The sequence below is a fragment of the Klebsiella sp. RHBSTW-00215 genome, from assembly GCF_014103785.1.
Lineage (GTDB): Bacteria > Pseudomonadota > Gammaproteobacteria > Enterobacterales > Enterobacteriaceae > Klebsiella.
In genome coordinates this window covers 1,963,580-1,989,352 of record NZ_JABXQS010000001.1, presented here as the reverse complement: position 1 = coordinate 1,989,352, position 25,773 = coordinate 1,963,580, and the positions used below count along the sequence as shown (strand labels likewise).

General features: G+C 52.1%; 19 protein-coding genes and 2 pseudogenes. 5 read left to right on the top strand and 16 right to left on the bottom strand.

Annotated elements, in window-relative coordinates:
- Window positions 1–35: 35 nt before the first annotated feature.
- Together lacZ and lacI are read right to left on the bottom strand one after the other, a co-directional pair.
- The gene (gene lacZ, locus HV127_RS09495) at window positions 36–3,110 is read right to left on the bottom strand and encodes a beta-galactosidase (protein ID WP_181250253.1); all 3,075 of its coding nucleotides are present in this window, start codon (window positions 3,108–3,110) and stop codon (window positions 36–38) included.
- A 122-nt stretch (window positions 3,111–3,232) separates the two neighbouring features.
- The gene (gene lacI / locus HV127_RS09490; protein ID WP_024193489.1) at window positions 3,233–4,315 is read right to left on the bottom strand and encodes a DNA-binding transcriptional repressor LacI; all 1,083 of its coding nucleotides are present in this window, start codon (window positions 4,313–4,315) and stop codon (window positions 3,233–3,235) included.
- 293 nt (window positions 4,316–4,608) lie between these two features.
- Here lacI and HV127_RS09485 point away from each other — a divergent pair, with 293 nt between their 5' ends.
- Entirely contained in the window at window positions 4,609–4,815 is a 207-nt protein-coding gene (locus HV127_RS09485) for a DUF1471 domain-containing protein (protein ID WP_016809494.1), read from the top strand.
- A 509-nt stretch (window positions 4,816–5,324) separates the two neighbouring features.
- On the opposite strand, the gene HV127_RS09480 is transcribed toward HV127_RS09485, so the two are convergent.
- Window positions 5,325–6,224 (bottom strand): integrase domain-containing protein, encoded by a 900-nt coding sequence (locus HV127_RS09480; protein WP_026056053.1) that lies wholly within the window; start codon window positions 6,222–6,224, stop codon window positions 5,325–5,327.
- A 1,195-nt stretch (window positions 6,225–7,419) separates the two neighbouring features.
- Here HV127_RS09480 and HV127_RS09475 point away from each other — a divergent pair.
- A pseudogene (locus HV127_RS09475) lies at window positions 7,420–8,097 on the top strand (IS630-like element ISEc33 family transposase); the annotation flags it as partial.
- A gap of 279 nt (window positions 8,098–8,376) precedes the next feature.
- Entirely contained in the window at window positions 8,377–9,990 is a 1,614-nt protein-coding gene (locus HV127_RS09470; protein WP_087796122.1) for an IS1634 family transposase, read from the top strand.
- An 18-nt stretch (window positions 9,991–10,008) separates the two neighbouring features.
- Here the strand turns inward: HV127_RS09470 and HV127_RS32090 are convergent.
- The 3 genes and pseudogenes from HV127_RS32090 to HV127_RS31670 all read right to left on the bottom strand — a co-directional run.
- A pseudogene (locus HV127_RS32090) lies at window positions 10,009–10,467 on the bottom strand (hypothetical protein); the annotation flags it as partial.
- Between the two features lie 211 nt (window positions 10,468–10,678).
- Window positions 10,679–10,918: a DUF4113 domain-containing protein gene (locus tag HV127_RS32085; protein WP_326928816.1), complete on the bottom strand. Its 240-nt coding sequence runs from the start codon at window positions 10,916–10,918 to the stop codon at window positions 10,679–10,681.
- A 38-nt stretch (window positions 10,919–10,956) separates the two neighbouring features.
- Window positions 10,957–11,499: a hypothetical protein gene (locus HV127_RS31670; RefSeq protein ID WP_050547113.1), complete on the bottom strand. Its 543-nt coding sequence runs from the start codon at window positions 11,497–11,499 to the stop codon at window positions 10,957–10,959.
- Between the two features lie 53 nt (window positions 11,500–11,552).
- On the opposite strand from HV127_RS31670, the gene HV127_RS09455 reads away from it, so the two are divergent.
- Both HV127_RS09455 and HV127_RS09450 read left to right on the top strand, forming a co-directional pair.
- A protein-coding gene (locus HV127_RS09455) for an IS3 family transposase (RefSeq protein ID WP_100214960.1) occupies window positions 11,553–12,661 on the top strand; the annotation gives its coding sequence in 2 pieces (ribosomal slippage) (window positions 11,553–11,814 and window positions 11,814–12,661; 1,110 coding nt in all).
- 351 nt (window positions 12,662–13,012) lie between these two features.
- Window positions 13,013–13,390 carry a hypothetical protein gene (locus HV127_RS09450; protein ID WP_016808242.1) on the top strand — a complete coding sequence of 126 codons (378 nt, stop codon included), beginning with the start codon at window positions 13,013–13,015 and terminating at the stop codon, window positions 13,388–13,390.
- Window positions 13,391–13,421: 31 nt separating this feature from the next.
- Here the strand turns inward: HV127_RS09450 and HV127_RS09445 are convergent, their stop codons facing one another.
- The 10 genes from HV127_RS09445 to HV127_RS09400 form a co-directional block, all read right to left on the bottom strand.
- Window positions 13,422–14,930, bottom strand: a complete 1,509-nt coding sequence (locus HV127_RS09445) for a conjugal transfer protein TraG N-terminal domain-containing protein (RefSeq protein WP_016808243.1) — start codon at window positions 14,928–14,930, stop codon at window positions 13,422–13,424.
- 2 nt (window positions 14,931–14,932) lie between these two features.
- Window positions 14,933–15,271, bottom strand: coding sequence for a hypothetical protein (locus tag HV127_RS09440; protein WP_016808244.1), 339 nt, complete (start codon window positions 15,269–15,271; stop codon window positions 14,933–14,935).
- A 10-nt stretch (window positions 15,272–15,281) separates the two neighbouring features.
- Window positions 15,282–16,757 carry an integrating conjugative element protein gene (locus HV127_RS09435; RefSeq protein WP_016808245.1) on the bottom strand — a complete coding sequence of 492 codons (1,476 nt, stop codon included), beginning with the start codon at window positions 16,755–16,757 and terminating at the stop codon, window positions 15,282–15,284.
- Entirely contained in the window at window positions 16,757–17,749 is a 993-nt protein-coding gene (locus tag HV127_RS09430) for a TIGR03756 family integrating conjugative element protein (RefSeq protein ID WP_016808246.1), read from the bottom strand. Before HV127_RS09430 ends, HV127_RS09435 begins: the two co-directional genes overlap by 1 nt.
- Window positions 17,746–18,144: a TIGR03757 family integrating conjugative element protein gene (locus tag HV127_RS09425; RefSeq protein ID WP_016808247.1), complete on the bottom strand. Its 399-nt coding sequence runs from the start codon at window positions 18,142–18,144 to the stop codon at window positions 17,746–17,748. The genes HV127_RS09430 and HV127_RS09425 overlap by 4 nt, the downstream gene beginning before the upstream one ends.
- 962 nt (window positions 18,145–19,106) lie before the next feature.
- Window positions 19,107–20,411, bottom strand: a complete 1,305-nt coding sequence (locus HV127_RS09420) for a restriction endonuclease (protein WP_016808248.1) — start codon at window positions 20,409–20,411, stop codon at window positions 19,107–19,109.
- Window positions 20,412–20,414: 3 nt separating this feature from the next.
- Window positions 20,415–21,554: an AAA family ATPase gene (locus HV127_RS09415; protein ID WP_016808249.1), complete on the bottom strand. Its 1,140-nt coding sequence runs from the start codon at window positions 21,552–21,554 to the stop codon at window positions 20,415–20,417.
- Window positions 21,544–22,116: a hypothetical protein gene (locus tag HV127_RS09410; protein ID WP_016808250.1), complete on the bottom strand. Its 573-nt coding sequence runs from the start codon at window positions 22,114–22,116 to the stop codon at window positions 21,544–21,546. The genes HV127_RS09415 and HV127_RS09410 overlap by 11 nt, the downstream gene beginning before the upstream one ends.
- Window positions 22,109–24,328, bottom strand: coding sequence for an N-6 DNA methylase (locus HV127_RS09405; RefSeq protein ID WP_016808251.1), 2,220 nt, complete (start codon window positions 24,326–24,328; stop codon window positions 22,109–22,111). Before HV127_RS09405 ends, HV127_RS09410 begins: the two co-directional genes overlap by 8 nt.
- Window positions 24,325–25,419: a DNA adenine methylase gene (locus HV127_RS09400; protein WP_016808252.1), complete on the bottom strand. Its 1,095-nt coding sequence runs from the start codon at window positions 25,417–25,419 to the stop codon at window positions 24,325–24,327. Before HV127_RS09400 ends, HV127_RS09405 begins: the two co-directional genes overlap by 4 nt.
- Window positions 25,420–25,773: the final 354 nt, after the last annotated feature.

The window sequence follows — 25,773 nt, the reverse complement described above, 5'->3', positions numbered from 1 at the left end:
CGAAATACGGGCAGACATGGCCTGCCCGGTTATTATTATTTTTGACACCAGAGCAACTGGTAATGGTAGCTACCGGCGCTAAGCTGGAATTCCGCCGACACTGACGGGCTCCAGGAGTCGTCGCCACCAATCCCCATATGGAAACCGTCGATATTCAGCCATGTGCCTTCTTCCGCGTGCAGCAGATGGCGATGGCTGGTTTCCATCAGTTGCTGTTGACTGTAGCGGCTGATGTTGAACTGGAAGTCGCCGCGCCACTGGTGTGGGCCATAACTCAATTCGCGCGTCCCGCAGCGCAGACCGTTTTCGCTCGGGAAGACGTACGGGGTATACATGTCTGACAATGGCAGATCCCAGCGGTCAAAACAGGCCGCAGTAAGGCGGTCGGGATAGTTTTCTTGCGGCCCTAATCCGAGCCAGTTTACCCGCTCTGCTACCTGCGCCAGCTGGCAGGTCAGGCCAATCCGCGCCGGATGTGGCGTATTGCTCGCCACTTCAACATCAACGGTAATCACCATTTGACCACTTCCATCAATCCGGTAGGTTTTCCGGCTGATAAATAAGGTTTTCCCCTGATGCTGCCACGCGTGGACCGTGGTAATCAGCACCGCGTCGGCAAGCGTATCTGCCGTGCACTGCAACAACGCTGCTTCGGCCTGGTAATGGCCCGCCGCCTTCCAGCGTTCGACCCAGGCGTTAGGGTCAATGCGGGTCGCTTCACTTACGCCAATGTCGTTATCCAGCGGTGCGCGGGTGAACTGATCGCGCAGCGGCGTCAGCAGTTGTTTTTTATCGCCAATCCACATCTGTGAAAGAAAGCCTGACTGGCGGTTAAATTGCCAACGCTTATTATCCAGCTCGATGCAAAAATCCGTTTCGCTGGTGGTCAGTTGCGGGATGGCGTGGGGCGCGGAGGGGAGTGTCACGCTGAGGTTTTCCGCCAGACGCCACTGCTGCCAGGCGCTGATGTGTCCGGCTGCTGACCATGTGGTCGCGTTCGGTTGCACTACGTGAACCGTTAGCCAGAGTTGTCCGGCGCTCTTCGGCTGCGGTAGTCCAGGCAGTTCAATCAACTGTTTACCTTGTGGAGCGACATCCAGAGGCACTTCACCGCTTGCCAGCGGCTTGCCATCCAGCGCCACCATCCAGTGCAGGAGCTCGTTATCGCTATGACGGAACAGGTATTCGCTGGTCACTTCGATGGTTCGCCCGGATAAACTGAACTGGAAAAACTGCTGCTGGTGTTTTGCTTCCGTCAGCGCCGGATGCGGCGTGCGGTCGGCAAAGACCAGACCGTTCATGCAGAACTGGCGATCATTCGGCGTATCGCCAAAATCACCGCCGTAAGCCGACCACGGATTGCCATTTTCATCATATTTAATCAGCGACTGATCCACCCAGTCCCAGACGAAGCCGCCCTGTAAACGGGGGTACTGACGAAACGCCTGCCAGTATTTAGCGAAGCCGCCAAGACTGTTACCCATCGCGTGGGCGTATTCGCAAAGGATCAGCGGGCGCGTCTCTCCAGGCAACGAAAGCCATTTTTTGATGGACCATTTCGGCACAGCCGGGAAGGGCTGGTCTTCATCCACGCGCGCGTACATCGGGCAAATAATATCGGTTGCGAAGGTGTCGGCTCCGCCGCCTTCATACTGTACCGGGCGGGAAGGATCGACAGATTTGATCCAGCGATAGAGTGCGTCGTGATTAGCGCCGTGGCCTGATTCATTCCCCAGCGACCAGATGATCACACTCGGGTGATTACGATCGCGCTGCACCATTCGCGTTACGCGTTCGCTCATCGCGGGTAGCCAGCGCGGATCATCGGTCAGACGATTCATTGGCACCATGCCGTGGGTTTCAATGTTGGCTTCATCCACCACATACAGGCCGTAGTGGTCGCACAGCGTGTACCACAGCGGATGGTTCGGATAATGCGAACAGCGCACGGCGTTAAAGTTGTTCTGCTTCATCAGCAGGATATCCTGCACCATCGTCTGCTCATCCATGACCTGACCATGCAGAGGATGATGCTCGTGACGGTTAACGCCGCGAATCAGCAACGGCTTGCCGTTCAGCAGCAGCAGACCATTTTCAATCCGCACCTCGCGGAAACCGACATCGCAGGCTTCTGCTTCAATCAGCGTGCCGTCGGCGGTGTGCAGTTCAACCACCGCACGATAGAGATTCGGGATTTCGGCGCTCCACAGTTTCGGGTTTTCGACGTTCAGACGTAGGGTGACGTGATCGGCATAACCACCACGCTCATCGATAATTTCACCGCCGAAAGGCGCGGTGCCGCTGGCGACCTGCGTTTCACCCTGCCACAAAGAAACCGTCACCCGCAGCTCATCGCGCAGCTCGCCGTACATCTGAACGTCTGCCTCCAGTACAGCGCGGCTGAAATCATCATTAAAGTGAGTGGCTACATGGAAATCGCTGATTTGCGTGCTCGGTTTATGCAGCAACGAGACGTCACGGAAAATGCCGCTCATCCGCCACATATCCTGATCTTCCAGATAACTGCCGTCACTCCAGCGCAGCACCATCACCGCGAGGCGGTTTTCTCCGGCGCGTAAAAATGTGCTCAGGTCAAATTCAGACGGCAAACGGCTGTCCTGGCCGTAACCGACCCAGCGCCCGTTGCACCACAGATGAAACGCCGAGTTAACGCCATCAAAAATAATTCGCGTCTGGCCTTCCTGTAGCCAGCTTTCATCAACATTAAATGTGAGCGAGTAACAACCAGTCGGATTCTCCGTGGGAACAAATGGCGGATTGACCGTAATGGGATAGGTCACGTTGGTGTAGATGGGCGCGTCGTAACCGTGCATCTGCCAGTTTGAGGGGACGACGACAGTATCGGCGACAGGAAGATCGCACTCCAGCCAGCTTTCCGGAACCGCTTCTGGTGCCGGAAACCAGACAAATTGCCACTCACCATTCAGGCTGCGCAACTGTTGGGAAGGGAGATTGGTGCGGGCCTCTTCGCTATTACGCCAGCTGGCGAAAGGGGGATGTGCTGCAAGGCGATTAAGTTGGGTAACGCCAGGGTTTTCCCAGTCACGACGTTGTAATACGACGGCCAGTGAATCCGTAATCATAGTCATAGCTGTATCCTGTGTGAAATTGTTATCCGCTAACAATTTCACACAACATACGAGTCGGACGCATAAAGTGTAAAGCCTGGGGTGCCTAATGAGTGAGCTGACTCACATTAATTGCGTTGCGCTCACTGCCCGCTTTCCAGTCGGGAAACTTGTCGTGCCAGCTGCATTAATGAATCGGCCAACGCGCGGGGAGAGGCGGTTTGCGTCTTGGGCGCCAGGGTGGTTTTTCTTTTCACCAGAGAGACGGGCAAAAGCTGATTGCCCTTCACCGCCTGGCCCTGAGAGAGTTGCAGCAAGCGGTCCACGCTGGTTTGCCCCAGCAGGCGAAAATCCTGTTTGATGGTGGTTAACGGCGGGATATAACACGAGCTGTCTTCGGTATCGTCGTATCCCACTACCGAGATATCCGCACCAACGCGCAACCCGGACTCGGTAATGGCGCGCATTGCGCCCAGCGCCATCTGATCGTTGGCAACCAGCATCGCAGTGGGAACGATGCCCTCATTTAGCATTTGCATGGTTTGTTGAAAACCGGACATGGCACTCCAGTCGCCTTCCCGTTCCGCTATCGGCTGAATTTGATTGCGAGTGAGATATTTATGCCAGCCCGCCAGACGCAGACGCGCCGAGACAGAACTTAATGGGCCCGCTAACAGCGCGATTTGCTGGTGACCCAATGCGACCAGATGCTCCACGCCCAGTCGCGTACCGTCTTCATGGGAGAAAATAATACTGTTGATGGGAGTCTGGTCAGAGACATCAAGAAATAACGCCGGAACATTAGCGCAGGCAGCTTCCACAGCAATGGCATCCTGGTCATCCAGCGGATAGTTAATGATCAGCCCACTGACGCGTTGCGCGAGAAGATTGTGCACCGCCGCTTTACAGGCTTCGACGCCGCTTCGTTCTACCATCGACACCACCACGCTGGCACCCAGTTGATCGGCGCGAGATTTAATCGCCGCGACAATTTGCGACGGCGCGTGCAGGGCCAGACTGGAGGTAGCAACGCCAATCAGCAACGACTGTTTGCCCGCCAGTTGTTGTGCCACGCGGTTGGGAATGTAGTTCAGCTGCGCCATCGCCGCTTCCACCTTTTCCCGCGTTTTCGCAGAGACGTGGCTGGCCTGGTTCATCACGCGGGAAACGGTCTGATAAGAGACACCGGCATACTCTGCGACATCGTATAGCGTTACTGGTTTCACATTTACCACCCTGAATTGACTCTCTTCGGGTGCTATCATGCCATACCACGAAATGTTTTGCGCCATTCGGAGGGGGCACGCCGAAGTGAGATTCAAAATGCCGACGTCAGTTCACAGGTGGGTAATGATACCAACGTGTTGATTTCGTATTTTCACTGACACCAGGATCATCCTGATGTTACAAGGATTGAATGACTACAGATTAAAATAGTCATCAACAGGTTGACAGCATTACCCAGAATATCGCAGCCTGGCTTAAGTCATCCATTTAATTATTAATCAAGGGATTATCAATGAAAAATATCATGACGTTATTCCTCTCTATAATCCTGCCTTTTTCAGTCTGTGCTCAAACCGTGACGGCAACAGGCGATACACTGGAGCAGACGGAAGAAAAAATTCGCCAGCAGGCCGACAAGCAGGGTGACAGGTATTATAATATTACCGAAGCCCGCATGGGAAATAAAGTACATATCACAGCAGAAATCCTGCCGAAATAAATAGTTCGGGGTAATACTGCCCCCTGATTTTACAGGTATGGATATTGACGCGGTCAAAGATATTAATATCAATATTACATGCTGAAGGTTTTTATTTTTGATTCATTAATAACTTTATAAACTATCATGGGTGGGGAACTGCGAGTTACCCGTACATGTCGGGTAAAACTCACCCATCATCATGTACAGCAACTCCAGACTCCCCACTGGCAGCAGTACTTGCGGATATCTTGTCAAGAAAAATGCGAATGACTCACACACCCGGAATAAAGAAACGATATTTTTTGCATGTCAAAACAATTATCAGATTAAAAATAAATCCAACAAGTAAAAAAGAGACAATCAATCCTTTCAGAAACGGAAAGTCAATAAATGAAACAGTAAGACTTGCTGGCGCATCAAGCATTAAAGCTATTCGAACATGTAAATTTACTGATTGATAATTTAAAGAAGCCACAGCCCTGCATGAGCTGTGGCTGTACATCCTGAAAATTCAGTAGCGATACAATCTATTCTTTTTCCTTACGAAAATAAACTTGTTTAATATAACGCCCCCGACCATCTCCATGGCCCAGGTCCATTGAAACTAATGCCTCGGATTCATCGCGACTCATTCCATTTTTAATATGGTGATTTACAGCATCGCGGGAGTAAGCGTAACGTAAACTGTGCGGCGCATTTTTACCATTCATTCCGGCCTCTCTTACAATATTACGGTAGCGATCAATAGCGGTATGCAGAGAGGGTTTATCAATCAGTTTTCCGTTATGTTCACTGACATAACTAATTGCCTTGTCAAGAATTGATAAAACTTTTTCGCGATTAAAAACTGTCGTTTCCCTTGGACGTCCGCCTTTAGTCCCGAAAACAACACGGACACGCTCATGATTATTAATCAGTGCCTGCCTCCATGTCTTTAAAGACTTTGCAGACTGAACGGTTTCTTCTGTTCTCAATCCAAGATATCGGGAAAGTTGCACAGCAAGAGCAACGCCCTCGTCTTTTCTTTGGGCAAAACTGACCACAGCATTAAGTTTTTCGTCTGTAATGGGAAGTTTAGTTCCATCCCGGTTAGCACCAGAAATCCCGAGCGCCTGATTACTCAGGTTAATGTGACTGGGATCGGCCAGTTTATTTCTTCCTGCTGATAATAAAACAGAACGGATAGCAGACATCTCATTCTGTAACGTCCTGAGAGATAAACTATCTGCCTTCCTGCTCTCAATATACTTTTCAATATGGGAAGTTTTGATATGTTTTACGTCCCTGATCTGAATATTCAGTTCAGACAGTCGTTCAGAAAAACGTTCTGCGATTCTTGAACGGTCAGCCACCGTTTTATAACTTCCCCGCCCCTGACGGGCAAGCGTGACGAGTTGTTTGCACAGCTGTTTACTGAATCTGGACATTTCACTCTCTCCAAAGGCATACACGTCCCTCTGCTTGTAAAGAAGCAGACGGATCTGTAGACCAGCAATTCATTCCCCGACGACACGGTTGCTGTTGCGCTTCCTGCGTCTCGACTGGTATCTGTGCATCGGGGCGGCGAATTGTTGAGTTCTTGCGAGGCACCCCAGATCTCTGATCTGTTTGCTGCTTATGCAGAGCTGACTTACGTCAAGCTGCCTCCAACACTACTGCTCGTAGTGTCGCCATCGATACCGAGTCGATTTCCTCCTTACTGATAGTTGAACGTTCAGACGGCCTCCCGTCGTGCTTACGTTGATGTGAAAGTGATTTTAAAACCGCACTGACACGGGCTACATGTTGGTCAGATGGTAGTAAAACGTTGAAAACCACGTCTTACGTGGGTTGAGACGTTATGCGCTGCGCGCGTCACTTGGTAGTGTCTTCGCCACTTCACAAGTGACGCCGCGCAGCTTCGTGCTCCTAATGCAACTCCGTAAGCGGCCAAATGTACCAAATGGCCTTATCCGTCGATGCAAAAGTCGTACGAAACTCAGGGCGTATCACTGCAAATGAGAAGACGTTGAACTGATGCCGTTCACAGAACGGAAGTGAATTGAAACTGGCAGATTTGCTACACAGTAAACCTTCATCGCCGCGTCATAGTGCGCCTTCATAGACGATATCTGCTTTCAAAGGTGAGCAGATTTGCCACATTTTTCATGTACTCCCTTTCAGGCTTAGAGAGTTTTATTGTGCAGTCACCCGAAGGCGCTCCTCACAGACTGCCGGAACATTGGTGGTCGCAGCTTAAGTGCGACTGTAGCCACCCAAAGGCGCTCATCACAGGCTACAAGAGCATTGGTGGTCGCCAGTGCGACAGTACAACAGTTTGATAGTACCAACAGGGAAATACGACGTCAAATGGATGTAGACATCGTTTTTTGGGTGAGTAATATGTAGTTTTCTCCGATGAAAGTGGTTGATATGGATATTTTAAAACAACGCCTTATGATTCTGATTTTCGGATTATCTAACTTTTTATTCTTTTATTTATTATTAACCTCTATTGATCTAAATATATTCTTAATGACTAAATAGATGCGCGGAATAGTAGATCACTGAAAGGGAACTCAGCCCGGATTGTGCGATCTGATCAATCGCCAAACCAACCAAAACCACCAACCGGACTGAGCGATGCCGATCATAGCACCAATACCCCGTGGCGAACGACGCCTGATGCAGAAAGCTATTCATAAAACGCGCGATAAAAATCATGCCCGCAGACTCACGGCCATGCTGATGCTTCATCGGGGTGAACGGGTCAGCGATGTTGCCAGAACTCTCTGTTGTGCCCGTTCATCCGTTGGTCGCTGGATTAACTGGTTTACGCACTCAGGTATTGAAGGCCTGAAATCCTTACCCGCAGGGCGCTCCCGACGCTGGCCTTTTGAACATATCTGCACCCTGTTACGTGAGCTGATAAAGCATTCTCCCGGCGATTTTGGTTATCAACGTTCACGCTGGAGCACCGAATTACTGGCATTAAAAATCAATGAGATAACCGGTTGCCAGTTACATGCAGGAACCGTTCGCCGCTGGTTGCCATCTGCGGGGCTTGTATGGCGCAGGGCCGCGCCAACTCTGCGTATCCGTGACCCACATAAAGATGAAAAGATGGCGGTAATCCACAAAGCGCTGGATGAATGCAGCGCAGAGCATCCGGTATTTTATGAAGATGAAGTGGATATCCACCTTAATCCTAAAATCGGTGCGGACTGGCAGTTGCGCGGACAGCAGAAACGGGTAGTGACGCCGGGGCAGAACGAAAAATACTATCTGGCCGGCGCACTGCACAGTGGCACGGGTAAAGTCAGGTAGTTATCATTAACACATAATGATAACTACCTTTTCCCGATAAAATATCACTCACCTATAGCCACGGAATGAATTTCCTTCATCAACTTCTGTACGCCAGATCCCGATAGCCTTTCTGCAGATGCCGATGAATATGTTATATAGCCGTCATTCCGCAGCCAATTTCAGAATTAAAACAATGTGATCCAGTGATCGTTTACAAATGTTAGTGCGACAGACCTCTTGACCGCGATCCCCAGTTTTGATCTATTACTGTTATTTAACGGTCACTTTATTATGTCTGCTGCTCAACCTGTCATTAAACGCCTAGATCACTTAGGGCTGATCGCTGCTTTCTGCCATGAAATCGGCTTACCTGGTATTATTGATCGCGTCATTCCCAAGTACTCGGATCATAACGTTTCACATGGCGATGCGGTCTTGGCGATGATTCTCAATGGTCTTGGCTTTCACAGCAGAACGCTGCATATGTTTTCTGACTTCTTCGAGACGAAGCCTGTTGCCAAGTTGCTTGCTAAAGATATTGAAGCTCACCATTTAACGGACGATGTACTCGGACGCACGTTAGATGCTTTATATGAAGCAGATGTCTCCGCACTTTATCAAGCGATTGCAGAGCATGTCGTTGATAAGCTAGGACTTAAAACAGACTCTGTCCACCTTGATATCACTAGCTTCCATGTCGATGGTGAATACGCCCAGGACGAAGATCTTAATGCCATCAAGCTGGTAAAAGGCTACAGCCGAGACCACCGTCCAGAGCTAAATCAAGTGGTCCTTGAGCTGATTTGCGAAAATCAAGCTGGCCTGCCTGTTTACATGCAAGCGCTTAGTGGTAACACCAATGATGCTAAGGCATTCTCAGAAGTCACTAAACGGCATATTCATTGCCTGAAGGCAGCTCAAAACAGTCGCTACTTCATCGCCGATGCCGCTTTATACACCGAAGAGAGCATTCGTTCACTGGATGAGCAACAACAGAAGTTTATTACGCGTGTTCCAATGACCATTAAATCAGCCAAAGAGGCCTTAATGAACCTTGAGCCAGAGCAGCTGAGCCATATCGGCAATGGCTACTCGGGTTGTTGGGTTGACGCTGATTATGGCTCGGTATCTCAGAAGTGGCTGTTGATTCATAGTGAACAAGCAACCAAGCGAGAACAGGTAACGTTTTATAAGAACTTAGACAAAAATATCACCAAAGAGCTGAAAGCGCTGGGACAACTAAAGAAAAAGCAGTTTGCTTGCGCAGTGGATGCCGAGCAAGCAATGAGCGACTTCGCCAACCAGTGTCATTTGCTTGGCTTCGCGCAATCAACCATCGTTAAAGAGCCAATTTATTCAGGTCGTGGTCGGCCGAAGAAAGATGAAAAGCCGACGGGATACCACTATTTGATAGATGCTACGCCTTATACCGATCTAGAAAAGGTGAAACTGGCCAAGCTTAAAGTAGGTATGTTTATTCTCGCCACCAACGATACTGACAACACCGACCTAACAATGGTTGCATTGCTTGAACATTACAAGTCTCAGCAAAAGGTCGAGCGCGGCTTTCGCTTTTTGAAAAGCCCTGAGTTCTTAACATCATCAATTTTCCTGAAGAAACCTCAGCGAATCGAGGCACTACTGATGATCATGACGCTGAGCCTACTCGTCTACGCAAGCTTAGAGCACAAAATCCGAGAGAGTCTCACTAAGACCGAGGAATTCTTTCCTAGCATGGTAAAGAACAAGACGACAACTAAACCGACGGCACGTTGGGTATTCTTAAAATTCGAAGGTATCGACACACTCGAATTTGGCGGCCAAAGCTTCATAACGGGTGTTCAAGAGCATCAGACTCGGCTGCTTAATCTTCTTGGTGTTCTGTATGAAGCAGTTTATTCCTAAATTGGCTGCGGAATCTCGGATATAGAGTTTACTTCCACTCCCGTTTTTTTCAATTTCTACATCTAAATGATCGTTATCATTCCAGTCAGAGCCCATTTTATAATAGCTACCAGGTATTGCCTCCCAAACTGGATGTGCATCATCTTCAGCGGCCGCTTTCCATGCCCCGTCATTAGAGCTATTCCGTAAACTATCCAGCTCCTGACTTGACATAAACTTGTAATGTCTTTTTATTCTGGCAGCAGCAGTATCTACATCAACAGCTACAGTATAATTTTTAGACTTGGATTCTTTTTTTAATGACTGAGGTAAATGCATTGGTGTCGTAACATCAGTTGATGGGTTAGAGTTTCCCCTCAAAGAGTTCATTATACCTGAAGCACCATGACTGATTTTATTATTTGTATCTGCTATTTCCTGCATGCTACAGGCTGTGACAAGAGCAGGAATTATTAAAATGGCGGTAAGACTCCTCACGATCCATATCCTCCAAACATATTTACTAAAAAAGCGGTCAATGAAAAGTACGCTTGACTTATTCACCATGTAACAGACTGTAAACCCTGCCGTATAGAGTTTGTAATGTCAATGGTGCGGTTTTGAGCAAATATAAAAAAGATTACCTTACTCTGACAATATCATCCAATCTGTTTGTAAAAGCGGGCGAAAGTCTTTCTATTCGCATCTTTCAGCCTGTGGCATCACTTTTAATGCCCTGCCCTGCAAACCAGACTGAACCCTTACCAGAGCTGTTAATGCTGTCTATGAGTGTCATTAATTCATCGCTATTACGATGAGGCTGAAGGTCATCGAACAGGGTAAGTTGTAATACTGCCGCGCTGCGAAAATCGGTGAGAATTACACCTGCGCGTTGATAACGATGCCCCGGGATGAATATTGTTTCAAGAGCTCTTACAGCCGCCTTGATGATATCCCGGGAATCACGGGCCGGAACAGCAAGCTCCGTTACAGCCTGATTTTAAAGAACGACTCATTCTCTGCAAAGGGACTGGTACTGATGAACACCGCTACTCGTTTACAAAACTGGCGCTCTGCGCGTAACTTTTCCGCTGCACGTTCGGCATGAGCGCAGACGGCCTGATGGATGCTGAATTCATCTGTAGGTTTTTCTCCAAAGGAGCGGGAGCATATGATTTGCTCCTTTGGAGCTGTAAACTCTTCAAGGCCCAGGCAGGGCATGCCGTTGAGTTCTCTTACTGTTCGTTCAACAACCACTGAAAATTGCTTACGAATAAATGAAGGAGACAGCTCAGACAGCTGGAGTGCATTGTTAATCCCCATCAACTGCAATTTTTTACCGAGCCGACGGCCAATACCCCAGACCTCTTCGACTGGCACCAAGGCCATTAACTTTCGCTGTCGCCCTATATTGCTCAGGTCAACTACTCCTCGCGTAGCTGGCCAGCGTTTACTTGCATATTGGGCCAGTTTAACCAGAGTTTTCGTTGGGCCTATCCCCACTGACCCTGACCCAAAATCCTGTTCCATTCAGAAACAGAATTCCGGCATGATAAACACTCCCCTGAACGGAGGTGGTGCCGATGAAAAAGTCACGATTCACCGAAGAGCAGATTGTTTTTGCCCTGAAGCAGGCTGAACTGGGTACGTCAGTGCCGGACGTCTGTCGCAAGCTGGGCATTTCGGATGCCACTTTCTATACGTGGCGTAAAAAATACGGTGGTATTTCTCCTTCGGAGCTGAAGCATATGCGGCAACTGGAAGAGGAAAATCTGCGGCTGAAGAGGCTGGTTGCCGATCTGAGCCTCGACAAGGCGATGCTGCAGGACGTGCTGGCAAAAAAGAGCTGACGCTGGCACACCTGCGCGAATGGGTCAGGGATTTGCAAGCCCGCTACGGGGCCAGTGAGAGACAGGTCTGTTTTGCGCTGCGGGTCAGCCGCAGCTCGTTTCGATATCGTTCTGTGGCCGCCGACGACAGCGCACTGCGGCTACGCATCCGTGAGATAACCGAAACCCGGGTTCATTACGGGTACCGCCGGGTACACGTGATGCTCAGGCGGGAAGGCTGGCGCGATAATCACAAACGGATCTACCGGCTTTACAGCGAACAGGGGCTGTCACTGCGTCTCAAACGGCCACGCCGCAATAAATCGGCCCAGCGCCGACAACCGCAGCCTCAGGGTCTGTATCCGAATCACGTCTGGGGCATGGATTTTGTCTCTGATGCGTTGTTTGACGGGCGACGACTGCGCCTGCTGACGGTTATCGACCTGTACACCCGCGAATGCCTGGGGATCTGCGTGGGGCAGAATTTGCGTTCAACAGAAGTGGCAGAAATGCTGAACAGCATAGCGCTCAGACGTCCTTTACCTCAGTTGCTGAAAACCGATAATGGTTCTGAATTTGCAGGTAAAATGCTGGACAGATGGGTGTACGAAAGAGGCATCAGAATCGACTTCTCACGCCCGGGAACACCGACGGACAATGCGACGGTGGAGTCCTTCAACGGCAGGTTACGGCAGGAATGCCTGAACGAAAACTGGTTCATGTCCCTGGAGGATGCACGGTGCAAAATCGAGGCCTGGCGCATACACTATAACCAGAGACGTCCCCATTCTGCGCTGGGCTGGATGACGCCATCTGAATTTGCTGAAAAGTCTGCCGGTTGCCTGAATATGCAGCCAACATGAAGCCGGTTATTCCTGATTATGACTGGAGCATATTCGGGGTCAGGGTCATATGAAGACATTACTAACATCACGGTGTATTAATCAACGGGGAGCAGGTCAGGGCTGCATGGCGAGCGCTACAAAACGGGCTTTCTCTTCGGGAGTATAACGGCGGCGCTTTTGCTCGCCAGTGATCACTTCGATTCTTTGCACAGGACACTCCTTAAACATAGCTCTATGCCTATGTCTTACTGGTGAAGTGTCCGGTTTAAACGGGGGCTATTACAGGATACTAATAGCCCTTGTTAATTGCACAAAAAATCGGCTATGGCTATAGTGGTCTTTAAGGCTTACCTAGTATGGAGGAATGTAATGCCTCAATCTCAAAAAAATCGAGCTTGGAATCGTGGAGCAAGACTTGCAATCCTTTATAAGCAAATGAAAGTTAATCTCCTGAATCTTGATAAAATTTGCGTAACATTGGCAAAGAAAAATAGAATACCTACATGGATTGGCCATATACCCTTGATTCTGGTTTTTGCCGGCACTCTAGCAGGGCTTTTGACAGTGGGTTTTGTGATCTCCGCATGCCTGATCTTTCTTTTATGTATCACCTTCATTGCAAAAAATGTCAGCTCGTCAGCTCCTGACGATGATGATTCAAGCACAGGCCCCGGTTACAGATATGGTAAAGATGGATATGGTTATTATACGGGTTCTGATGACATTACGTCTGAGAAACTAGATTAAGCGAGGCATTCACGCCTCGCTTAATATGCCATTATAAACGAACACTTTTTTTAACTGAATCTACAGCTGCTCCCCCGGTTTCTTGAGGTTTAGCAACCCCAGTTTTAAGTGCCCCAGAGATTACATCGCCTATTCTTACTCCCGCCCAAGATAATGCTCCTAACCAAACGGCAGGCAGTACAATAAACATCGCTCCCATAACCAGATTCATAATAAGGTCATCGGTACTGTTCTGCAGCCCTGCCATATTAAAGCGGCTGTGAGTGTCTGAACTGTACAACGCGGTTAACAACCAGCTGTCGAGCCAGCGCGCCAGTTCCCACCAGAATGTCAGGAAGTTAAGAGCAAATATCACAAAGGTCAGCGTAATAACGGTTTTGAATTCGTAGGCCGCAAATGCCAGGATCAGCGGCAGCATGACATATATTGCCATCAGCAGGATGGCCTGCACCATTGGCAGCGCCTGCCGCATCGCATCGAACGCCGGGAACGCGGCCAGACTGCCGAGGGCCGTACCGCCAATGGAGGCCACGCGCGCCGCGGCATTATCCAGGGTAAAATCGGCGTTGCCGCCATAGCCGGCATACACGTGACCATTCTGTGAGACCGTCAGGCTTTCCGGGCTGACCAGACGACGGATGACGGCTTCCTGATAGTCACTGTCGTTAAAGCCTGACATTTTCATTGCGGCCGAGATACGCAGCCACATATCGGGGTCGGCCTGGTCCTTCACCCGTGCTTTCAGTCCGGTGTCCGTACTGCTCCACCACTCGCTGCAGGTGGGATAGCCTCCTCTTCCTGTATTGGGCCGGCCGCTGTCCCGGCTGTCGGTCCACGGGAACGCAGCCCGGGGCAGTTTGGACTGCAACGAAGGATAATACCGGCTCAGGAATGTACTGCTGCCAATCCATTCGATATCACGCAGCGTGGTTTTGTCCTTTGTCTGGCCCTGATCCTGTTGCTTCCACAGATACAACGCAACCGAATAGCAGTCGTTGGTGAAGTCCTGCAGTTCCTGCGCCAGCGCTTTGTTGTCGATACGCGTATGCTGCACTTCAAAGCGGATCTGGCGCATGTCAGGGCGGCAGGGAATGGTCGCCACGGCTGCCTGGGTTACCCCTTTTGAGAGTTTATGAATCAGCACCCACCATACCGGTGCTGCAGCCGTCTGGCCGTTGAGACTGGTGACCACGCCGGCATAGCCGCTTTCATCCGGCGCTTTTGGCGTCCACACACCACAGCTCTTTGCCCGGGTTGTGTCGTACTGCATCGTACTGAGGCTGACATTAATCAGCGGTACGCAGCAGGCAATCATCACCAGGAAACCGGCATACAGCGCGTTCTCGATACGGGGCAACGACAGCATCCCCTTGTTGCCTTCATCCTCCCCCTCTTCGCGGACCCTGAGCCAAACCCCCACCACCTTAAACGCCAGCGGCAGGACAAAAAGCCCGGTACTCAGCAGGACATTCCACAGGCCGTTATTGATCACCCAGCCGAGCAGCGTGAGAAAATACTCAAGATAGCTGTTTGTCGTCATCTTCAGGCTCCCGGACCGGTAAACATCGCGTACTCACATAACGCGATAAAAAGTACACTGACCACACTGATGCGCAGCAGTGGTCGCCTGTACGACTCTTGCAAACCCGGCGCATGCCGGATTTTCAAGAGGCCCCACGCAACCAGCGCATACAGCGCCAGTCGCCATATCAGCCAGCCGTAGCGCGTCGACTGCATCCAGCTCCGGAATGCAGCAGCTTCAGTCGGATGTTTCATGGCGGTGTCAGCCACCATCAGTGAGACCACCATGAACAGCGCCATGCAGGCGAGGAAAATGCCGGCACGGGTCAGGACTTTCCTGACAGTCGTTTTTTTACGCATCCTTATTCCCTCATTCAGCCGACTGCGGCGCTGCCATCTGGTTGAAGCGACTGTCGGTATTGTCATCAGACTGGGTCTGCGGGTTGGTTTCGACGCGCTGGTTCTCCCTGTCGATAATGGTCAGCACCGAATTACGTGACAGTTCACGCTTCATCTCCATCTCGTTTTTCAGCGCCGCGATTTCCCGATCCAGCGCCTCAATACGCTGGCCGGCGGTATCAATGGCCTTTGGCTGAGCGGCAGCATTCGGCTCCGACATACCGGTAACCATCATGCGACGCATCAGCAGCGCCGTTTCCACCGTGTCAGACATGGCCAGCTCGCCTGCAAGGCGGGCGGTCAGGGCCGCGTTATCCGGATCACGCTGCAGGGCTTTAATCACGCCGGCCGTCACCGGCAGTCCGCCTGTTTTCAGCTTCGCCAGATTCGCGGCCGTGGGCTTTTCCGTACCGTTGACGAGCCTGACCAGCTGCTCAGCGTTGGCTTTGGTTGCCTCTTCCAGCAGTGGGGCAAAGCCGGTGCCGGCAACGGTCGTACCGGGCTGGTCATCCGCATCACCGCTGGTACATTCGCTCGCGTTGGCACAGGTGCGCATCGAACGATCGCCCAGCACCTTCACGGTCATGGCCGCCGCCTCTTCCGCGCTGCCGAATTTAGAGCATGCGCCACCGTTACAGCTGCTTTCGCCGACAGTCGAATTAGCGGTGACAGGCAGACCGTTCATCATGTTGTAGCCGGCAGCAACAAGGTCATGGGTGACACGGATGGCGGGCTGCCCCGCCCCCCCACGTTTCTGACCGCCAATCCAGTTATTGCCCGACGTGCCGGTGACTTTCCGCCCCGCCTCATCTGCACGAACCGCGTCAGTGTCTCCGCTGTTCACAACAGACTTGTATTCATCCATCATGGCCTGCTGCGTCCAGTTACTGCTGTCGCTGAAGTCCATCATCTTTTTCGCCATGTTCTGGCAGTTGAGCTGCGCCTTGTCGAACGACACATTGGCCTGAAGCACGCCGTTTGTGAGCATGTCATACAGACCGGGGTTGGCCCGCTGAATGACCATCGCCGGCAGACTGGCCACCGCGCCGGTGGCCCCCTGAATCACGTCGCCCATCAGGTTTTTAAAGCCTGATGTGACGCCGTTGAGCTGGTTGCCGACGGTGGTTTTCAGGTCAAAATTGCCGCACATCAGGTCACTGCTCCAGCCGGTATTCAGCCCCAGCTTCTGCATATTGCCGCGCGTGGCCGGCTGGGAAATGACCGAGCCGCCGCCGAGGGTGTAGAACAGTTTGTCTGACACCGCCCCATCCACGGACTTGCCGTAACCGATGGCGCTGTTGTTCACCTGCGGCAGGGACATGCCCAGGATGGTATTGTCATCATCGGCTGCGTGCGCGGCCGGGAGGACGTTCAGCAGGGAGCCGGTCAGCAGCAGGCTTACGCGAGCGGCTGAAAATGAAGGTGTTTTTTTCACGGTTTTCCTCATCAGATATCAGTGCTGCCCAGAAATGTCTGCCCGCGTCGTTTGCAGCAGCTGTAGGGCTGCCAGAACGCAAAGGCTTCGTTGTTGTCGCTCGCGGCGGTGTGGCTCCCGTCCGGGAAGACGGCACATGACTGTGTCATGTGGGGGGCCAGCCGCTGCCATTTGTGATTGCGTGTGCCGGTGTTTTCCTTAACCTCGCCCGGTGGCCAGTACCCGTCATGACGGTTGCCTTTGAGCACCTGATACACATGCGGCTGCCCGGCGCGGGTGATAATGTCTGCGACACGCTGTGCCACCACGGCAGAGGCTTTATCATCATCGGTCTGGCTGACAAACCCCGAACGGGGATAGACGTTGCCCCACATATTTGCTGCGGCCTGACTGCCGATTTCCCGCTGGCCGGGCACAAGCGCCTCCGGATAGAGGGACTCCGGCACGCCCGTGCGCCAGGCCGCCGAATCCAGCGTACTCAGGAAGTAAGGCATTAACGGGGTGGCTGCGGTATCACAGGAATAGCCCGGAATACTGCCGCCAATCAGGGAGGTGGCCGGGTGGCCAATCGCATCGGCATATTTGAAACGGACGGCAGACTTGCGCTGGCCGGGATTTTTCATGTCGGCCGGATTGGCTCCTCCGGCAGAAACACCGGAAAGCCCGCTGGTCACAGCACTCTCTAACCCGCCGGCGGTCTGGCTGACAAACGCCATTTCCTGCCACGGGTTGCCGCCCGGAGCGACATAGGTCGAAACGACTGTCTGAGGAATGAAGTGGGTGACTTTGACCGATGTGCGCACCTTGCAGCCAAAGGGGGTGCAGAACAGCCAGTAACAGATGCCACTCACACGCCAGCTGATACAGTTTTGCGACACGGCGCTGGCAATAATCTGCGCGGTGTTAAGTGCTGCAATAGCTGCCGGCGCGGTTGCCGTACCCAGTACCGTGGCAACCGCCAGCGAGCACACCGTGGTTCTGATGCGGGAAGGTTTTGTATTCACTGACCACCTCCCCGGTTACGCAGGGAAGTGGCCACGGCCACATCCGTGGTGCCGTACACCACATCGCGGTCATCAAATACCACAGCCGGCACTTTTTTGATGCCCAGCTCCCAGGCCCGGACCACCTGCCGATAAGAATCGTTTAGTTGCAGCTGTTTTTGTTGCCAGGCAGGAGACGTCATAATCTGCCTGACCTGTGCTTCGGCCTGCTGCGGGTCTGCAGGCAATTCCCCGAACATGTCGGCCTGCAGCCGGTCAGGACCATCAAGAAGGACCACCGGCACGTCCGGCGGCAGATTTGTCGGCAGATGTTGACTGTCGGTGAAGAAGACCGTGCCGGCCAGTGCGAATGCCGGCAGCAGAGCCGGCAGGAAAACAAGAGGGGTCAGTTTCATGAATCGGGACTCCGTCAGACTGAATCGTCTGTCAGCGTGCCCGCGGCCGTTCATAAAAGCCGCAATAAACTCATTTTCAGAACTCAAAAATTAATCTGCAAGTTTAGAATTTTCCTTTCCCACTGCTTTACCTGTTCTGACTGACCGCTGCGTGCCCAAGCCGTGTGAAAACTGTTTTGGTCGCTTAATCTGAGAAAAACGGGGCTGAAAACTACGCTCATACGTAAAATTTGGCTCAGCTAAACAGTCGAGTAATTACAGATTTTGCGTAGGTGCGCGAACTTCAGTTTTGGGTTAGGGCCCATAGCGCAGTCGGACTGACGGCTCGGTCTGAGGAGGATCCGGGGGCGGACTAAACCGGGCAGTGGCTGAAGTTTTGATGATCAGCAGCAGGCACTTTGGAATGCCCCCGCTTCCGCAGACAGTATCTGTCCTCACGGTGAGGCCTTTTCGAAGGCCTCCGGACTGACGCCTTCCAGGTGACTGTTAAACCCGTGGCGATTCATCCTTTTTGACTTACGCAGCATACACCAGATGGCTGATGCAGAGTTCATGGCAGGGATAATATGTTTAACCTGATAGAGGATCGTAATCCCGGTGAAGTAATACCCATCAAATCATTTATGAAATGTCCGCGCCTCGTGCGGGATGAAAATAAAGTTTAATACTAACTAACGGCAAAAGCCGCCTGGATCGGTGTTTTTTTGTTCGAAAAAGGAGGGGTTATCATCCTAAACCAGAGGCCGGGCGCACCTGCCGGTCGGATCCGTAGAAATAAAGTTTCATACTTAGCGATTAGAAAGCCTTAAAGGCATACTGGTACGCCAACGCTTGGAACTACTTAACCTGCTGTTATGGCGCAGTCAAGCTCCTGGCTGCCGACAATGTTAAACGTTTTCAGACCGCCCCTAAATGTAAAATCAACCATCGCTAAATCTGTTAGGAAGAAGCCCTTGAATCAATCACACAAAGGCTGCTGTAACCCCAGCAGCCATGTTTGCGGCAAATAATCTGAGAGCTCCCGCCCTAGAAATCAGGCGGCTCTCGATCTGAATGCCCACGATTTGCACGGCATCCACCACAGCCTTTTCAAAGACAGTGCACGTCCCTACGGGCTGCGGGGCATCGCTTGGTTGTGCAGGATAGGCTAGTGCCACTAGGTTGCATCCAGTAGCCTTGGAGAAGGCCAGGGCTTCGTAGATGTCAGCTTCACTGATGCGAAGCTGTCCCTTCTCCACGTGGCCCTTGTACTTGGCATCCAGCAGCATCCTGGGCCTTGTTCCATCGAGCTCAATTACACAGTCTGGGTACACTGAAAGCTTGCTCACAGCACCGGTAATCATCCTGATCTTAGTGCCTAAGGGATAGCCCTGTTGGGGCACTACGGCACTGCGACCAAAGCCCAATCGTGCGGCCACCGTTAACAGATCTTCCCACACGCGCCAGGTATTCACTAAGTAACCAGGTGCATGGGCCTGTCCCTGCTTGTAGTTAAGCCCCAGGCCTCCGAGCACATCGATAGACAGCTCATGCAGTGGCTTCCACGCTCGGTGCCGTGCAGGAATGGGGTTTCGACGGTTAGCAGCAACGTTCTGAGGCGAAAGGTCCTCAATCAAACGCACCAGCGAACTTGCGGCTGAAGGGTCACTTACTTCAGGGAGTAACTCCCTGGCCGCTGCCACGATATCCCCGTTCCAACCGTTCTTGCGATCAAAGCGAATGAGCTCTTGCTCAAAGCCATCAGGTGAAGGAAAGATGAGATCCACCGGATCAGGATCCCCATCGATGAAGAAGTCTGCTTCACGCACACTACGATAACTGCGCAGTGGCCGACGTTTACGGGCCTCGTACATGCTCGTGATGGAACGAGCTACTAGCGTAGACAAATCCCTTGGGGTACCACCTGATGCCGATAAGCGTTCGGAAGCCAAGAGCCGCCCATGACGTGAAAGCGTGGAGAGGAAAAAGAAATCTTCGCGCCACGCTGCATCTGTGTCGTCGAGTCCCAAAAACTTGGGAGCAACTTCCAGTTCCAGTGAAGGTGCCAGGCGAATGAGGCCCGCAAAATCGATGGCACGTGTGCCCTTGGCATCCACACTGATAGGGTTGTAGCTAAGCCTTAAGCTCGACGCAATCCGGCTCCCAGCCTCCAATAAAAGGCTGTTGGCCTTCGTGCGATCCACCCCAATCGCTTCAGCAATCGCACGGCTCAGGTCAACGGGTGTACCGTACTCAATAAGGGACAGCCGTGTTCGGGGGTTCACCACGTGCTACCCCCTCGGATTGGCAAATGCCCTGAGAGCTGCGTAGATATTGTTCTCAGCAAAATTCGTGGGCCCTTCAAAACGAAAGCGTAAATCATCCGCAAAAGTTGTCTCGGTGAGCTTGAACGGATTAAAGGCTGGCCCATCCAGCGCATTAAGAGCCGCTGCAATTCCTCGTGTGTCCCCGAAGAATACCTCTTCCACGTGTGCCCGCACCTTCGCCCACCCTACACACAGCGTGCCCAAAGCTTCATTAAGGCCCAATGTTTGCGGCTTCACATCCGACATCAGTACACCATGCCCGATCTGAAACTCGGGACCACGGCCCAGAGCAATTTGCGCGTTTACAGCAATCCAGGCACTCACCGAAGCCTCCAAGGCATCGTTCACGCTGGCAGGTACATCAGGCAATGCATTGACACCCTTGGCACCCAAACCGTAAAACGTCCGCAAAGCCGCCTCATCGGGCTCTAGGCGCATAGGTTCCCAACGACGCAAGAACGCGACATCCAAGGGCTCCACAGACGCATCGGCCTGATTCATCGCAGCCAGGATATAGAGGTCATGGGGCAGTGCGTATTCGATCACATCACCAGAGACGGGATCGAGCATTTCAAAGAACTGCGTTTCAGCAAGTTTGGCCCCATCAGAGGCCAAGCGTTTATCGGACTCAATGGCCACAATGGCACCACCGAACACCTGCACCGCAGGACCTCGGTTGATCTCATCAATGATCAACAGTGCAGCCCCATTGGCACCCTTCGCATGCTCACTGGCACGGTACAGAGTCCCCTTCACGATGGTGAAGTCTGGGTCTCCTGCTGTCTTGTTGACCGCAGGCGTGATGCCCGATAAGAAATCGCGGTACTTGGAGTTTTGGTGGAAGACCGTCCGAAAGACTTTGCGGTCCATCTTGGTGGGTGCAGGAATGTCTTTAACAACCCCAGCAGCAGGGGGAATAGGGATGCCGCCCATGGGATTGAGCTGCGGTGGGCCACCTGCAGGAGCAAGACCAAAGGCTGTTTCAAAGGCCAAAGCAACTTCGGCCAAGAGCTTGGACTTGCCCGTGCCAGGTGCACCAGACACCAGCACGTTGCGCGAACGTGCGAGTAGCTTTAACACCTGTTTGCAGTTTTCACTTACCATTACAGAACCTACGCATGTTCGTGAAGTCGATATAGCCAATTACGGCTCGATTAGCAGCCCGCTGTGCATCCAAACAACTCAATAGCTCTTGAGCAACTGAAGGATCCCAAACGCCTTTAACACGAAGAGTTGCTTCTTCCGCGAAGTGCGGCCAAACCGACTGGTCATGAAGCTGAATCAGAAGCAACAAAACGCGATTCCCAATTCCCCCTGATGGCATTCGGTCCGAATCAAAACATGAAAATTTCGGCACCTGAGAAATCCATCCCTCTCTCGGCCGAGACTTTGTGGGTGACATAAACTCAGCTGCTCTTGATACAACCTGTGTTGAGTCCGGCTCGTTCCAAAAGAAGGTACCTTGATGTACTGCCTTTCCACCCCGGAGAATTTTATTGGGAAATATCAACTCAACAGCTGGCAACACCGCCTCGTAGGGAAATCGAAAGTCTCTTGCCCCCCCTCCAGAATCAGAGTCATTAGACTCCGCATCAGCTTTCCGTCGATCTCCCTCAACAATCTCCTTGTACAGAATTCGAGCAACCTGTCCCGCTCCATTAGCCATGAATTTTGGATCCTTCTTCTATTTCTTCGCCCCCCAGAGCGAACTCAGAGGGTACATAAGCAATCGCCCCCAGCGCGCGTGCCTGCATCGCACGGTGCGACCAAACTGTAGACAGACTTCCTGTGCGTTTTGCCATTGCAGCCAAAACATTATCTCGGGTAATTGTGGACTTGGCCTCACCTGGCAAGCCCACTTGGCCCCGATCCAAAAGCGGGAAGTCTTGGAGCACTAACTCCATGTCCTTCAAATCGAGCCCATAGGCCACGGCCACTTCCGCATCAATCTCCCCACGAAGCTGCGCCATGCGCTCGTAGGTTTCACGAGTAGCCCCCGCACTGTCAAGTGTGCGCAATTCGCGTGCAGCACTCACCAGCCTCTTCCATGGCAAACCATCTTTGGCGAGTTTTGGCATGGGCACGCTTTGCAGCAGGAAGTAATTCACCGTCGTAGTGAGCACACGCCGAAGCATCCAGTCAAAGGCAAAACTGTTAGCGATGGACACCCACACCAGCAGCCGTTCTTCTGATGGGTCTTCAGGGAAAAGGATCGTGGGCACCTTATTGCCACAGACCACCCCAGCAGGAATTAACGAGGCCATGAGCGAACGCTCATTGGTCTGACCCGCAATGTCGCAAAAGCCCACACGCAGCACGTCCGCACGGTGCTGGTTAGCACTGGGCATGTCGGAGAGACGAATCCAAAACTGGGGGGCAAGGCGTGAGTCTCCGATGGCATAAGCCTCCCACAACGCACGGCGACCAGTGCCTGACACGTGGCCTTTTACACCAAAGCGATGCGCCTGCACCATTCGACCTTCCACCAGTGGCAAAGCGCCAGGCGTGGCACGCCCCAGGAACTTAGGACGCTCCTTGGTCATATCAACTTCACGGCAAAACTTCGGGGTCCAGCCATAACCAGGCTCTTCCCACGAAACACCTGCTTCTCCGATCTTTGAGAAGAGCTTCCACTCAGACACGTTACGAACCTCGGGCAGGCTCAAATCGCCCCGAACACCCGCAAGTGCTGCACGCCCAATAGTGGCAGTTCCCGTAATCTCCAATCCCGTAGGGGTGCCCCGCTCATGCATGAGAGTGATGGGCTCACGCTTGCTCTTTTCAGAGCCAGCCTTAGTGAGAGCCACGGCCAGGAACTTAAAGCGTGTGTCGATCGTAAAGAACCGTGCACGGTTATCGATGATCGACATGGACACGCTTTGGCTCGCATCAAAGATTTTCTGCCGCATGGCGCGGGTACCTTGCGAGCGAATGAGCCCACCCGGAATTAGTGCAACCACCACACCCTGCTTTTTGCAGAGTTCAAAAAAGAGGTCCGTGAAAGCAATGTATAGGTCTGGCTCTCCATTACCCAAATCGGGATAGCGAGCCAACAGGCGACGAGAGTAGTTCGCTACCTCATTGCGCTGCTGGGCAAACAGATCCTCATCAAGCCCATGAATTTGGGCCCCGTAGTGGCGCTTGGTGCCTGAGGACTTCAAGAATTCGTGCCGTGAGAGCTTGACCTTTTCCCATGGTGGATTGCCGATCACCGCATCAAACCCCTCAGGGACCATGGCAGTCCAAACCTTGCGATCAGCCATCAAGCTATCGCCACAGTACCAACGGGCACGCATAGCCTTAAGAGTCGATACATCATCAGTGAACGAAGCAAGCGCAAGCAGTGCCGCACGCAAAGAGTTGCCAGAAAGATCCGCTGCATACACACCGTGAGCCAACCAATGCGCCGTCTTGGCTCTATCCATACCACACACTGCGTGAGTCAGCGCTGCTAGCAAAATTCCTGCACCGCAGGCAGGATCAATCACCTTGCTCTTGTGTGTGAGCTTGGGGGCTGCGAGCTGCGCCAGTCGTGTAGCCAGGCGAAAATCCGTATGGTAGGCGCCCGTGCTTTTTCGATCCTGCTCATGCAAGACCTCACGCGCCAAGACACTCAGTGCCAAAGCAGGGTGAATAGGTGAACGCTCGATGGCACTTGCTACAGGTACCGCAAGCTCCAAAAGATCTGATGCTGCGCGCTTGCTCTTGACTCCAAAAGCCTCATGAAACGCCGTTAGGTCAAACCCGCCAAAACGCGCTGATGCTGCCTCCAAAACTTGAAGCCGAAGCTCAAAGCTGGTTTCCCCTCCCACAGCCTGAGTGAGTGCCGCTTCTGCTGGGGCCAGGTACTCTGATTCAACAGGCCGAGGAGAACTCATGCATAGCTCCTCACGAGAACGGGTTTGATAGCTTTAACTGTTTTTGACTGGGCTTGGGGAAGCTGTGCCATGGACCGTTTCACGACCACCAAAAACTCATTCACATCGGACGCCGAGCTACTGGCTGCCTTGTTTGGCCGGTATCGACCAATGGCGCCCAAAGGGTACATTGTGGACGAGCCGATCTTAGAAAGCTCAGCCTTCATGTCCTGCATGCAGATGTGCCCTTCACTACTGTACGAGAGCAGTACCCTTTGAGCCTTCAAGCCATGAACCAGACGCGAGAGTGTTTTGAGAGCACGGCTCTTGTAGCAAAAGTCAGAAGCCAAGGCCTTCCATGGACGAAGTCCCGCAACCCCCTCCACCACAGGCTCATCGCCAAGAGCCACCGTTTCAAGGATGTGGTAATAGCTCGCGTATTGACGCTTGGTGTACGGGGGGTCCAAATACACGAGGTCGTGTGCAACATTCGGAACGTCGAACACATCACCCACGCTAGCCTCAACACACACTCCAGTTTCTTTGAGATCACGGCAACGCATGGCAATCTTGTTTTGAGATTGGCTTGTCCATTTGGAGAGGAAGCAGCCAAAAGTGCCCGCAATGTTGGCAACGCGGTTCAGTGCACTAAAGAGATCGGCAATCAATAGCCTCTCCTCAATTTCGTCAATATATCCGGCACCTTTCCACTCAACAATCAAGCAGCGCATAGCGTCTATCTTAGCTGCATTTTCTTCGGTGAAGTACCTACGCTCAATTCCACACGTATCGATCGAAGCGGGGCTATAAGTGCGCCACATAAAATCATGCAATGGCTTAACTGCGTTTAGCTTGCTAACAGCACCAGAGTACCCACCAAGTTTTTTGAAGGTCACCTGATCATGGCTGATAAGACGTGCCCCAGCAGAGATAACAGCTGAGTGCAAGCTATCATTAATCCGCACATTCCAACCATGCTCCGCAGCAGCCTCAGCTACAGCTCCAGTTCCACAAAAAGCATCCACAAAAAACGCGCCCTTTCTAGGCGGCCCAATGTGGGATGCTATCTTGTCGACGAGTCTAGATTTGGAGCCAATATAGCGAAAAGTCATATAGAAACCCCTACGTTTTTTTTACGGCCAGTTACTGCTCGACCCTGACCAAGTTCTTGGCTGGCTTCTGGGCTTTGCAACACAATGCCTTTGTGGTCGCAATAGTCACAAAGGAGTACCTCAAGCATATTCACCATGCTCCGCTGCTCATGCTCCGCTGCCTTCTTTAAGGCCTGTTTGAACTTTCTGGAAACTCTTAGATTTAAGGTCTCACTTTTGAGGTCAGTGAATCGCATGAAAACGCCCCGCATATGTCTGTGCAATTGCGTTATTGTATATGCACACATACTGAATAGATACACTATGACAGCGATTCTTAACCTTACGTACAATGCAGCACTTTTCACTCGCGGA